This window comes from Pseudarthrobacter sulfonivorans, from assembly GCF_031454915.1.
Classification (GTDB): Bacteria; Actinomycetota; Actinomycetes; order Actinomycetales; family Micrococcaceae; genus Arthrobacter; species Arthrobacter sulfonivorans_C.
Window position 1 is genome coordinate 693,352 of record NZ_JAVDRS010000002.1, and the last position, 11,890, is coordinate 705,241.

Sequence of the window (11,890 nt, forward strand, 5' to 3'; positions counted from 1 at the left end):
CTGGGAAGGGGATCAGAACAGGAAGTAGCGCTGGGCCATGGGCAGGACGTCGGACGGCTCGCAGGTGACGTCCTCGCCGTCGACCGTCACCTGGTAGGTTTCCGGGTCCACCTGGATGTCCGGGGTGGCGCCGTTGTATTTGAGGTCGGCCTTGGTCAGGGACCGGATGCCCGAGACGGGACGGATGTTCTTCTGCAGGCCCAGCTCCTCGGGCACACCGGCGTCGATTGCCGCCTGCGAGAGGAACGTGATGGAGGATTGCTGCACTGCCTTGCCGAACGCGGCGAACATGGGCCGCATGGTGCGCGGCTGCGGGGTGGGGATGGAGGCGTTGGCGTCGCCCATCAGCGCGTAGGCGATCTGGCCGCCTTTAAGCACCAGTTCGGGCTTGACGCCGAAAAACGCCGGGTCCCAGAGCACCAGGTCCGCGAACTTGCCCTCCTCAATGGAGCCGATGGAGTCAGCCATGCCCTGCGCGATGGCCGGGTTGATGGTGTACTTCGCCACGTAGCGCTTGAGGCGGAAGTTGTCGCTCTCGGAACCCAGGCCGACGGGGGAACCGTGCGCACCGCCGTCGGGATCCTTCAGCACGCCGCGCTGCTTTTTCATCTTGTCCGCTACCTGCCACGTGCGGGTGATCACCTCGCCCACGCGGCCCATGGCCTGGGAGTCGGAGGAGGTGATGGAGAAGATGCCCATGTCCTGCAGGACGTCCTCGGCGGCGATGGTCTCGGCGCGGATGCGGGAATCGGCGAACGCCACGTCCTCGGGGATGTCCGGATTGAGGTGGTGGCAGACCATCAGCATGTCCAGGTGCTCTTCGATGGTGTTGCGCGTGTACGGCAGCGTGGGGTTGGTGGACGCCGGCAGGACGTTGGGCAGCCCGGCGATCCGGATGATGTCCGGGGCGTGGCCGCCGCCGGCGCCCTCGGTGTGGAAGGTGTGGATGACGCGGCCGTCGATGGCCCGGATGGTGTCCTCCACAAACCCGCACTCGTTGAGGGTGTCGGTGTGGATGGCCACCTGGACGTCGTACTCGTCGGCCACCTTCAGCGACGTGTCGATGGACGAGGTGGTGGAGCCCCAGTCCTCGTGCACCTTGAGTCCGATCGCTCCTGCGCGGATCTGCTCGGCCAAAGGTTCGACGGCGGAAGCGTGGCCTTTGCCGAACAGGCCGATGTTGATGGGCATGCCCTCGGTGGCCTGCAGCATGCGCTGGATGTGCCATTTGCCCGGGGTGACGGTGGTGGCCTTGGTGCCTTCGGCCGGTCCGGTGCCGCCGCCCACCATGGTGGTCACGCCGCTGGTGAGGGCCGTGGGAACCTGGTCCGGGGAGATGAAGTGGATGTGGGAGTCCACCCCGCCTGCGGTGAGGATCTTCCGCTCGCCGGCAATGATTTCGGTGCTGGCACCGATGACGATGTCCACGCCGTCGGTGATCTGCGGGTTGCCGGCTTTGCCGATCTTGAAGATGTGGCCGTCCCTGAGCGCCACGTCGGCTTTGTAGATGCCGGAGTAGTCCAGGATGACGGCGTTGGTGATGACGGTGTCCGGGACGCTGCCGTCCGGGCCGCCGTCGCGGGTGGCCTGGCCGTTCTGGCCCATGCCGTCGCGGATCACCTTGCCGCCGCCGAACACCACTTCCTCGCCGTAGACGGTGAGGTCGTTCTCGATTTCGAGGAACAGGTCGGTGTCCGCGAGGCGGATGGCGTCGCCTGTCGTCGGGCCGTAGAGGTCCGCGTACTGCTTGCGGGGAAGGTCGAAGCTCACTGGACGGCCTCCTTGTCTGCGCCGGAACCGCGGGCGGGATTGCCGCCGGCGGGACCACCGCCGTCGAGCGGACCGTTGACGGCGTTGCTGAGGCCGAAGACCTCGCGGCGGCCGGCGAGTTCAATCAGCCGGACCGTCCTGCTGTCCCCCGGCTCGAAGCGCGCCGCGGTCCCGGCCGGGATGTCCAGCCGGCGGCCATAAGCGGCCTGCCGGTCGAACGTGAGGGCGGCGTTCGCCTCGGCGAAGTGGAAGTGCGACCCCACCTGGACGGGACGGTCACCGGTGTTGGTGACGACGACGGCGGCTGCCTCCCGTCCGGCGTTCAACGTCACCGGTTCGGGCCGAAGGATGTACTCGCCTGGGATCATGGCCTGCCCTATCGGATCGGATCGTGGACGGTGACGAGCTTGGTGCCGTCGGGGAACGTGGCCTCGATCTGGACATCGTGGATCATTTCCGGCACACCCTCCATGACGTCCTCGCGGCTGAGGACGGTGGTGCCGTAACTCATGAGGTCCGCCACGGTGCGGCCCTCCCGTGCGCCCTCGATCAGTTCATAGCTGATGATCGCCACGGCCTCGGGGAAGTTCAGTTTCAGGCCGCGGGCCTGCCGGCGCCTGGCCAGATCGGCCGCCACCACAATCATGAGCTTCTCTTGCTCACGGGGCATCAGATGCATCAGGTTCCCTTCGGCGGCGGGGCACAGTCCTACGTTTATAGACCCGGAGGATGATGCATCCCCAGCATTTCCGGTGCATCGCCCGCCGTGGCGGCTTTTCGTGATCAGCGTAGGCCGGTCAGGTTTCCGTCAGATTTCCGGCGGCCGTCGGGGCAAACGTCCGGCCCACGGGCCAGGCAGATCCTCGACATAATGGCGTACAGGAATACTGCCCCCTCTGAAAGGTGACACCGATGTCTGATGCCAGCGACCTAATTGACTTTGCTTCCCTGCTCACCGCGGACGAGCTGGCCCTGCGGGATACCGTGCGGTCCTTCGTGGACAGTGAGATCAAACCCAATATCGCGGACTGGTACGAAAAAGCCGTCTTTCCGCTCGAGATCGTTCCGGAACTGGCCAAGCTGGGCCTGTTGGGCATGCACCTGAAGGGCTACGGCTGCGCGGGCCGGTCGGCCGTCGACTACGGCCTGGCCGGTGCTGAACTCGAAGCCGGTGACTCCGGGCTGCGAACGTTTGTTTCGGTGCAGGGCTCCCTGGCCATGAGCGCCATCCACAAACACGGCTCCGAAGAACAGAAACAGGAGTGGCTGCCGGCGATGGCAGCGGGTGAGGCCATCGGCTGCTTCGGCCTGACTGAACCCGGTTCGGGTTCGAACCCGGGCAGCATGACCACCTTCGCCCGCCGGGACGGCAGCGACTGGGTCCTCAACGGCGCCAAACGCTGGATCGGCCTGGCTTCCATAGCCCAGGTCGCCGTCATATGGGCCCAGACCGACGACGGGATCCACGGCTTCGTGGTGCCCACCTCGACCCCGGGATTCACCGCCACCCCGATCGAACCGAAACTGTCTATGCGTGCCTCCATCCAGTGCGACATCGAGTTGACCGACGTGCGCCTGCCCGAAGGCGCGGTGCTGCCGAACGTCGTCGGGCTTAAGGGCCCCTTCTCCTGCCTGAACGAGGCCCGCTACGGGATTATTTGGGGTGCAATGGGCGCGGCCCGCGACTCCTTCGAGGCAGCCCTGGACTACTCCAAGGGGCGCATGCAGTTCGACAAGCCGTTGGCCGCCTACCAGCTGACCCAGCAGAAGCTGGTGGACATGGCCCTGGAGATCAACAAGGGCTTCCTGCTCGCCCTGCACCTGGGCCGGCTCAAGGATGCCGGCCGCCTGCAGCCGCACCAGATCTCGGTGGGCAAGCTCAACAACTGCCGCGAGGCGATCGAAATCTGCCGCGAAGCCCGGACCATCCTTGGCGGCAACGGCATCACCCTGGACTACTCACCGCTGCGGCACGCGAACAACCTCGAATCCGTGCGCACCTACGAGGGCACCGACGAAGTCCACACCCTCATCCTCGGCAACAAACTTACCGGGGTTCCGGCCTTCCGCTAACCGCGCCGCACGCCGGACCGTCAGCGGGGATCCAGACGCCTGCGCAGGAGGCAGAACTCGTTGCCTTCGGGGTCTACCAGGACGTGCCACTGCTCGTCGCCGGTCTGGCCGACGTCGGCGGGACGGGCGCCGAGGGCGAGCAACCGTTCCAGCTCGGCCTCCTGGTCCCGGTCAACAGGGTTAATGTCGATGTGCAGGCGGAACTTTCCCGTTCGCGGTTCACTGCTGGGGCTCAGGATGAGGGTGGGCTGCAGGCCGCCGAATCCGGCGTCGGCCGGGCCGATCTCGATCGCACCGTCTTCCCGGTCGAGCTCGACGTAGCCGAGAACGTCACTCCAGAACCGCGCGAGCAGTTCGGGATCGGCGCAGTTGAGGACCAGTTCGCTGATGCGGGATGCCATAAAACCCAGTGTACGGAGACGCCCGGATCGTCCTCGTCTACGCTTGGAGCCATTTGGGTATTACTGTGCTGACGAAGATTGACTAGTGGGGCACACGCAGGGGCTAGCGTGAAATTCGTGAGCGTGGCCGGCTCCGCTCGTTCCGGGGAGCCGATTCAGGACGCCGGAGAATGGCTCGGTACTTGGTTCGCCCTGATGCCACGGAGGATGTGCCGTCCCGCCTGGACATAGGGCGCGGCGACGAGCAGGACGCCTGCCAGCGCCGCCGTCAGGGCAGCGAGACTGAGCGCGAACTGCGCCTGCCCGGTGTACGCCTGGAAGACGCTGACAGCGAGAACCAGCGCATATCCTGCCGCCGCGCTCCAGACTGCCCTCCGCCGCCGCGTGCCTGACCAGGAGATGCGCTGGACGAGCCACCCGAGCAGAGGAACGATCTGGATGGCGTGCAGGGCAATGCCGTGCGGTGACTTGAGGACGCCTGCGGCGCCGACCACAACGCCCTCCGGGCCGAAGACTGCTGCCTCGTTGCCGGCCAGTGCCGCCGGTTCACCGACGGCGATGATGGCCACACCGAGAACCTGTCCCGCTACCAGTAGCACCATGCCGGCGCGGATCGCCAGCGTAAGGGCGGGGGCGCCCGTTTTTGCCGAAGTGAAACTCAGTATGGCCAGGCTGACAATCACCACCACGATGACCGTCACCGTCGCGCCCATGGCGGAAAAGACCATGGCGTCGAAGGGTGTGGCGGTATTAAAGTGCGACGGGACTCCACGCCAGGCCTGCAGGGTCACGAGGAAGTCTTCGAGCACAAAGGCCGCGCTGAGGGCGCCGAGCAGGAGCCACGACACCACCGGACGCAGGCGGAGGCGGGATTCGACCAAGGCGAGCGTGAAGGCTGTGAGCGCCAGGGACAGGCCGAACGTTATGGGTTTGCTCCACGAGACGGGGCCTTCCCAGGCAGTGCCGGACTGAAGGAACACCACGGTATGGAAGGCGGCGGAGGCAGCCATCAGGAGGCCGACGGCGGTGAGGAGTTTGGCTGGCGCCGACAGTTCCTGCCAGCGGCGGGAGAGGTGCGCAAGGGGGGAACGCTGGGTCACGGTTGCTGAGAGCATGAAGGTCAGATTAGGACTGCAGCCGTGCCGCCCGGATCGGGGCTCCCCTGAGCCGAACCCTGGCCAAACCCCCGTTTAACCCCCAGGCATGGCCCCGGGCACCCCGTGCGCCCTTAGGCCGCCCGGTCCACCCGCGAACGCCACAGCAGGTACACGAAGTACGGAGCGCCCACCAGCGCGGTCATGATGCCGGCCGGGATCTGGGCGGGAGCAATAACCGTCCGGCCGATCATGTCTGCGAACACCACCGTGCAGGCGCCGATCAGGGCCGCCGCCGGCAGCACGCGCGTATGCCGCGCCCCCACCAGGGTGCGGGCCGCATGCGGTGCCACCAAACCAACGAACGCGATCACGCCAACCGATGACACGGCACCGGCGGTCAGCAGCACCGCCACGGAGAGCAACAGCAGCCGGGAACCGGACAGCCCGATGCCGAGCACGCGGGGGGAATCGTCGTCGACCGCTATCAGGTCAAGGTCGCGGCGCAGGCCGGCCAGCACCGGCAGTGCAATAACCAGCGCCGCCAGCGGCGGCAGCACGGAAGCGAAGGTCCGGCCGTACGTGGAGCCGGACAGCCAGGTCAGGGCCTTGGTCTGGTTGTAGGGATCGGTGGTTACCAGGAGGACGGTGATCAGCGCGGCCAGGCCGGCCGACACCCCGATGCCGATCAGGACCAGCCGGTTCTGCTGCAGACCACCGCGGAACGCCAGCCCGAACACCAGCAGCGCGGCAAGCGCCGCCCCCACCAGTGCGGAGCCGGTAACGAACCAGGCACTGGCCAGCGGGACGGTGGTGATAACGATGATCGCCGCGAGGCCACCACCGCCGGAAACTCCGATGATGCCGGGTTCGGCGAGCGAGTTCCGGGACACCGCCTGGATCAGGGCGCCGGCGAGCGCAAGCGCCGCGCCGGCCAGCACTGCCGCCACAACACGCGGCATCCGGGTGCCCAGCACGGCGCTGACACGGTTCCCGGACTGCCCTGTGAGCCAGTTGATGAGGTCGCCGAGGAGGAGCTTGGCGTCGCCGAGCAGGGCACCGGCCACCAGCAGCCCCGCGAGCAAAAAGAGCAGGCCGATCAGCACGGTCAGGAAGAATTTGCGGGAGCGCAACCGGGCCAGCGCATCGCCGGCAACGCTCAGGCCGGCGTCGGACATGCGCAGCGCCAGGACCACCAGGAAGACCGCACCAAATACGGTGGTGACCGCTCCGGTGGGCACTTCCACACCGGCCTGTGCGCCGAAGACCACGCGGACCAGCACGTCGGCGCCGATCACCACCACCGCACCGGCCAGGCCGGAAATGGGCAGCAGCGCCCGGTGCCGGCCCAGGCCGCGGACGCGGGACGCGAGGAGGCGCACGATGGCCGGCGCGCACAGGCCCACGAAACCGATGGGCCCGGCGACGGTCACCGCCGCGGCGGACAGCAGGACGGCGAGGACGACGGCGGCAACCCGGGCAAGGCGCGGATCCGCCCCGGCGAGCCGGGAGGCGTCGTCGCCCAGACCGAGCAGATCCAAGCGCCGCCCAAGGACCAGCAGCCCCGCGACAGCCACCAGGACCACCGGCGTGAACTGCAGCAGTTCGTCGGGCCGGGACTGGGCCAGGCTGCCCTGGCCCCAGGCGTAAAGGCCCGTGGTCTCCTGGCTGAACAGCAGCAGCAGCGCGCTCGTGGCCGAATGCAGGCCCAGAGCAAGGGCGGTGCCGGCCAGGACCAGCCGGATGGGTCCGCCGTTGCCGTTGCCACCGCCGCCGGAAAGGGCCAGCACCAGCAGCGCCGCGGCGAGGCCGCCCACAAAGGCGAGCCCGCCGGACAGCAGCGCGGGAAGGGTGACGCCGAACGCCGCGACGGCCACAATCGCCAGATGCGCACCGGCGTTGACCGCCAGCGTATCCGGCGAGGCCAGGACGTTGCGGGTGGCCGACTGCAGTGCCGCGCCGGCCACCCCCAACGCCACACCCACCAGCAGCCCGGCCATCAGCCGGGGCACTCGTGAGGCGACCAGTACTGCGGTCTCCTGGTCAGAGCCGCTCCCGGTGAGCAGGCCCAGCAACTCGGCAGGGCCGACGTCGGCGGTTCCCTGCGTGAGGTGGACCAGTGCGAAGAGGGCCAGGACGATCAGTCCGCAGCCGGCGGCCAGCGCTGCCGATGGGCGCCCGCGGGCACCCTTGGGCGCCGGGGCGGGCGCCCCCGCCACGGCTGTCGGCTCGACCAGGGCGGCCGGCCCAGCCAGCGCGGGCGGAGCAGCCGGGGCGGCCCTCTTCACAGTTTCGGTCATGACGCGGTGGGGCTACTTGGTGAGGGCCGCGACGACGGCGTCGACGTACTGGGTCATCGAGGCCGGGCCGCCGAACATCCAGATGCCGTCAGAGAGCCGGTGTACCTTGCCGGATTCGACGAACGGGAGTGATTTCCACACAGCGTTGCCGGCCAGTTCCTCGGTGAAGTCCCCGTCGGCGCTGTTGGTGATGTAGACAAAGCTGTCAGCGTCGATGGCGGTCAGGCCCTCAACGTCGGTGGAGGCCAACCCGTAGGCGGGGTCGCCTTCCATGGTCCACGGTGTGACCAGGCCCAGCTCCGTGTTGATGTCGGTGAGCAGCGAGCCCTTGACGAAGGGTCGGACCGAGACCTTTCCGTCGGCCACCCAGCCGTCGGCGAAGGCCACGCGGGAGCCGGCCAGACCGGCCTTGTCGAGGGCTTCCTTGCCCTTGGCAACGGCGGCGTCAAACGCGGCCACGGCCTCATCGGCCTTGGCTTCCGTGCCGGTTGCCTTGGCCACAAGCTTCAAGTTGTCCTTGGCCTGGTCGATCTGGCGGCTGGCGTCGGCGGACTTCACCACGACGACGGGCGCCAGGTCTTCGAGCTGCTTGACGACGGCTTCGGGCAGGTCAGCCGTTGCCACGATCAGGTCCGCGTCCAGGGAGGCGATGGCGTCGAGGCTGGGCTCGCCGCGGGTGCCGATGTCGGTGGCGGTGCTGTCCAGCTTGCCGGCGCTGACCCAGGCGTTGTACCCCTTGATGTCGGCGACGCCGACAGGCTGGACGCCGAGGGTGGCCAGGTTCTCGACGACGTTCCATTCGGTGCCGACGACGCGCTTGGCCGGGCCGTCGAGCTTGACGTCGACGCCGCGGGAGTCCGTCACGGTAACGGGTCCGGCACTCGCGCTGTTCGTTGCGGAACTTGCGGGGCCTTCGGTGGTGCCGCAGCCGGTCAGCAGCAGCGCCAGGGCAGCGGTGGCGGCCAGGGCGGCCTTGGGGATCTTCATGGACGCGTTGTCCTTTCGGGTTGGTGGGTTTGACTGTCGCTGTGCCGTCCGACGGCGCGGGTGCGCAGCCGGCCGGTGAGCGGGTCCGTATGGGTGACGATGGGAATGGAATAAACGGTGGTGAGCAGCCCGGCGTCGAGCGCCTCATGGGCCGGGCCGGCCGCCGCGATGCGGCCTTCGGAGAGGACCACCACGTGGTCGGCCAGCGCGGCAGCCTCGTCGAGGTCATGCAGCACCACGCCGATCGCGACGCCGTGCACGCGCGCGAGGTCGTACATCAGGTCGAAGATCTCCACCTTGTAGCGGAGGTCCAGGTGGTTGGTCGGCTCGTCGAGCAGCAGCACGGACGTGTCCTGCGCCAAGCAGCTCGCCAGCCAGACGCGCTGCAGCTGGCCGCCGGAAAGTTCGTGCACGCCGCGGTGGGCCAGGTCGGTGATGCCGGTGAGGCCCATGGCGCGGTCGACGGCGGCAGGCCCTTGAGGATCGGCAGCCCGCCAGCGGCCGCGGTACGGATGGCGGCCGAACTCGACGACGTCACGGACGCTGAGCCCGTGCGGCACCGGGCGGCTCTGCGACAGCAGGGTCACGTGCCGGGCGAAGTCGCTGCGCTTCATCATCAGCGCATCGGCGGCCTCGCCGTCGTCGGGCCGGACGGTAATCGTTCCGGAGGAAGCCTCATGCAGCCGGGCGAGGGCGCGCAGCAGGGTGGACTTGCCGCTGCCATTGGGCCCAACGAGGGCAACGATCCGGCCGGGCTCAAGCTGCAGCCCTGCACCGTGGACCACGTCCTTGTCCCCGTAACGGAGCACCAGGTCGCTGGCCTCGAGCCCGAAGAGTTCGCTTTGCTGAATCACAAACTGAAGATTAGCTTAGGCTTACCTAATACTTCTAATTCGTGGCGTCACGTTGAAGGCGCCTGCGCGAGAGGGTGGTTAGAGATGGAAGCCGGCGAAATCCGTCAACTGTTCCCGGGGCTCAAGAACACCATCTACCTCAACACGGCCAGCATGAATGTCGGCTGCGCCCCGGCGCGGGCAGCCTACGAATCGGCGCTTGAGCGCTGGTCCACTGGCCGGTTCGACTGGACCGAGGCGGAACGGGCCGGGGAGGATGCCCGTACCATGTTCGCCGAGATCATCGGCGCCACGGCTGGTGAGATCGCCATCGTTCCGGCGGTGAGTGCAGCTGCCGGACTGGTGGCTGCCAACCTGCCGCCGGCAACATCCGGCGAGAACGTCATTGTGGCCGAGAACGAGTTCGCCTCGAACTATTTCCCCTGGCTCCTGCTGCGGGAGCGGGGCTACGAGGTGCGGACGCTGCAGCCGCAAGGCGCCGGTGTTTCCGTCGAGGCGTTTGGCAACGCGGCCGACGGCGGCACCCGTCTGATCGCGGTGAGCGCCGTTCAGTCAGCCAACGGCTACCGGCCCGACCTGGCCGCCATCGGCCGGGTGGCCGCGAGCTCTGGAGCCTTGTTCTTCGTTGATGCCTGCCAGGCGGCGGGAGCCGTGCCGGTGGACGTGGTGCGCGACGGCGTGGATTTCCTCGCCACGTCAAGCCACAAGTTCCTGCTCGGATCCAGGGGCATGGGCTATCTCTATGTCCGCCGGGAGTTGCTGGACGCCATCCATCCCGTCGGGCCCGGGTGGAAGGCAGCCCGAAAACCCGCAGAAAGCTTCTACGGGCCCGCCATGGACCTCTCGCCCACAGCGTCGAAGCTCGACACCTCGCTGGCATGGTTTCCGGCCATGGCGGATCAGGCAGCGTTGAGCATCTTCCGCCGGTTCGGAACAAGCGCGCTCCTCGATCGCAACGCGAGGCTGGCGAGGTATCTGCAGGACGCCCTGGCCGCGAGCGTACCGAATTTCCTCCCGCTCGCTGAGGCGGAAAGCTCGACGATTATCTCCGTCCCGGTCAGCGACGCGGACGCAGTGCTCGAACGCTTCCGCCAGGCCAACGTGGTGGCCTCCGTTCGCGCCGGCAGGATCCGGCTGTCGGTGCATTTCTACAACGTGGAGGACGAACTCGATCGCGTGGCCGAACTGGTCGGACGCCCCTAAAGCGGACAGTCCCAGCGATGGGGTCCACGCCCTGTCCTGCCTGTTCGCCTGCATGCCTGCTTGAACTATCAGTTCCATGGATAGCTGCTATCCCAAACTGCCGCTTCTCCAAATATATGAAGTCCCTCACAGTAGATACAGGACCTGCACTAACCGACCGCAGCCAGTAACCAGAAGGACCTCAACGTGGAAACTCCTCTCTCCCATCTTGCCCATCTCGAGATCACCGCACCGGACGTCGAAGCCTCGGCGCGGTTCTACGAGGAAAAGTTCGGCATGCGCATCATTGACCGCCTGGACGGCAACGTCTACCTGCGCTGCTGGGGCGACTACTACCGCTACAGCCTGGTCATCACCGAAGGACCGGAAGCATCCCTCGGCCGGATGGCCTGGCGCACCAACTCCCAGGCGGCCCTCGAAGCGGCAGCAGAGCGCGTCGAAGCAACGGGTGTGCAGGGCAGCTGGACCGCAGGCGGCCACGGCTATGGCAAGGCCTACGAATTCACCGGCCCCTTCGGACACCACATGCGCCTCTTCTACGAGGTGGAAAAGTTCGTCGCCGAAGCCGGCTTCGAGTCCACGTACCCGGACCGGCCCGAACGCCGCAGCAGCCACGCCGCCGCCCCGCGCTTCCTCGACCACGTCACCGTCGCCACCTCCGATGTCCGCGGCTTCGCCAAGTGGTACAACGAGGCCCTCGGATTCCGCGTCATGGCCTTCGTGGACCTGGACGAAGCACCCATCACCGTCTTCTCCGTCCTCACCACCAACGAAAAGTCGCACGACCTGGGCGTGGTCCTGGATACGTCCAACCGCCCCGGCCGCGTCAACCACATCGCCTTCTGGGTGGACGCCACCGAGGACCTGCTCCGCACCGCCGACGTCATGATGGAAAACGGCACCCCGATGGAATACGGCCCCTCCATCCACGGTGTGGGCGAGCAGAACTTCCTCTACTTCCGCGATCCGTCAGGCCTCCGTGTGGAGCTCAACTCCGGTGGCTACCGCAACTACGTTCCGGACTGGAAAGCCAACACCTGGAAGCCGTCCGAAGGTTCAAACAACTTCTACAAGAACGGTGCCATGCCGCACTCCATGACCGAATCGTTCCCGCCGGCCGAAGGCTTCACCGCCACCGAGGAAGGTGCTTCACCGGAGATGAAGGAAGCCCTGCTGAACCCCTACGCCAAGCAGGGACGGGGCTGAGA

Annotated in this window: 11 protein-coding genes; 3 read left to right on the plus strand and 8 right to left on the minus strand. The window is 67.3% G+C overall.

The genetic code is table 11. The features are described from left to right. Nucleotides 1–12: 12 nt before the first annotated feature. From ureC to J2808_RS07205, 3 genes are read right to left on the minus strand one after another with little or no spacing between them, the layout of a single operon-like run. Nucleotides 13–1,770, minus strand: a complete 1,758-nt coding sequence (gene ureC, locus J2808_RS07195; RefSeq protein WP_309813748.1) for an urease subunit alpha — start codon at nucleotides 1,768–1,770, stop codon at nucleotides 13–15. After that, on the minus strand, nucleotides 1,767–2,138 hold the full coding sequence (locus J2808_RS07200; RefSeq protein WP_309813752.1) for an urease subunit beta: 372 nt from the start codon (nucleotides 2,136–2,138) through the stop codon (nucleotides 1,767–1,769). Before J2808_RS07200 ends, ureC begins: the two co-directional genes overlap by 4 nt. Nucleotides 2,139–2,146: 8 nt before the next feature. Beyond that, nucleotides 2,147–2,449 (minus strand): urease subunit gamma, encoded by a 303-nt coding sequence (locus J2808_RS07205; protein WP_309813755.1) that lies wholly within the window; start codon nucleotides 2,447–2,449, stop codon nucleotides 2,147–2,149. 233 nt (nucleotides 2,450–2,682) lie between these two features. Between J2808_RS07205 and J2808_RS07210 the strand changes: the two genes are divergently transcribed. Beyond that, entirely contained in the window at nucleotides 2,683–3,843 is a 1,161-nt protein-coding gene (locus J2808_RS07210; protein ID WP_309813758.1) for an acyl-CoA dehydrogenase family protein, read from the plus strand. Between the two features lie 20 nt (nucleotides 3,844–3,863). Here J2808_RS07210 and J2808_RS07215 read toward each other — a convergent pair whose 3' ends face one another. From J2808_RS07215 to J2808_RS07235, 5 genes are all read right to left on the minus strand, one after another. Further along, nucleotides 3,864–4,244, minus strand: coding sequence for a VOC family protein (locus J2808_RS07215; RefSeq protein ID WP_309813760.1), 381 nt, complete (start codon nucleotides 4,242–4,244; stop codon nucleotides 3,864–3,866). A 155-nt stretch (nucleotides 4,245–4,399) separates the two neighbouring features. Then, complete coding sequence (locus J2808_RS07220) at nucleotides 4,400–5,359, minus strand: hypothetical protein (RefSeq protein WP_309813762.1); 960 nt, start codon at nucleotides 5,357–5,359, stop codon at nucleotides 4,400–4,402. 113 nt (nucleotides 5,360–5,472) lie between these two features. Next, on the minus strand, nucleotides 5,473–7,638 hold the full coding sequence (locus J2808_RS07225; RefSeq protein WP_309813764.1) for an iron ABC transporter permease: 2,166 nt from the start codon (nucleotides 7,636–7,638) through the stop codon (nucleotides 5,473–5,475). Between the two features lie 12 nt (nucleotides 7,639–7,650). Then, complete coding sequence (locus tag J2808_RS07230) at nucleotides 7,651–8,625, minus strand: iron-siderophore ABC transporter substrate-binding protein (protein ID WP_309813767.1); 975 nt, start codon at nucleotides 8,623–8,625, stop codon at nucleotides 7,651–7,653. Beyond that, nucleotides 8,622–9,479 carry an ABC transporter ATP-binding protein gene (locus J2808_RS07235; RefSeq protein ID WP_309813769.1) on the minus strand — a complete coding sequence of 286 codons (858 nt, stop codon included), beginning with the start codon at nucleotides 9,477–9,479 and terminating at the stop codon, nucleotides 8,622–8,624. The genes J2808_RS07230 and J2808_RS07235 overlap by 4 nt, the downstream gene beginning before the upstream one ends. A gap of 84 nt (nucleotides 9,480–9,563) precedes the next feature. Here J2808_RS07235 and J2808_RS07240 point away from each other — a divergent pair, with 84 nt between their 5' ends. Together J2808_RS07240 and J2808_RS07245 are read left to right on the plus strand one after the other, a co-directional pair. Further along, nucleotides 9,564–10,682 (plus strand): aminotransferase class V-fold PLP-dependent enzyme, encoded by a 1,119-nt coding sequence (locus J2808_RS07240; RefSeq protein WP_309813772.1) that lies wholly within the window; start codon nucleotides 9,564–9,566, stop codon nucleotides 10,680–10,682. A 186-nt stretch (nucleotides 10,683–10,868) separates the two neighbouring features. After that, complete coding sequence (locus tag J2808_RS07245) at nucleotides 10,869–11,888, plus strand: VOC family protein (RefSeq protein ID WP_309813774.1); 1,020 nt, start codon at nucleotides 10,869–10,871, stop codon at nucleotides 11,886–11,888. Nucleotides 11,889–11,890 lie beyond the last annotated feature (2 nt).

Bases quoted from the DNA above. Each gene is read 5' to 3' on its own strand.
- J2808_RS07210 (WP_309813758.1), top strand. From the start codon at position 2,683: ATGTCTGATGCCAGCGACCTAATTGACTTTGCTTCCCTGCTCACCGCG.
- J2808_RS07240 (WP_309813772.1), top strand. From the start codon at position 9,564: ATGGAAGCCGGCGAAATCCGTCAACTGTTCCCGGGGCTCAAGAACACC.
- J2808_RS07220 (WP_309813762.1), bottom strand. From the start codon at position 5,359: ATGCTCTCAGCAACCGTGACCCAGCGTTCCCCCCTTGCGCACCTCTCC.
- J2808_RS07215 (WP_309813760.1), bottom strand. From the start codon at position 4,244: ATGGCATCCCGCATCAGCGAACTGGTCCTCAACTGCGCCGATCCCGAA.
- J2808_RS07230 (WP_309813767.1), bottom strand. From the start codon at position 8,625: ATGAAGATCCCCAAGGCCGCCCTGGCCGCCACCGCTGCCCTGGCGCTG.
- J2808_RS07200 (WP_309813752.1), bottom strand. From the start codon at position 2,138: ATGATCCCAGGCGAGTACATCCTTCGGCCCGAACCGGTGACGTTGAAC.
- J2808_RS07225 (WP_309813764.1), bottom strand. From the start codon at position 7,638: ATGACCGAAACTGTGAAGAGGGCCGCCCCGGCTGCTCCGCCCGCGCTG.
- J2808_RS07205 (WP_309813755.1), bottom strand. From the start codon at position 2,449: ATGCATCTGATGCCCCGTGAGCAAGAGAAGCTCATGATTGTGGTGGCG.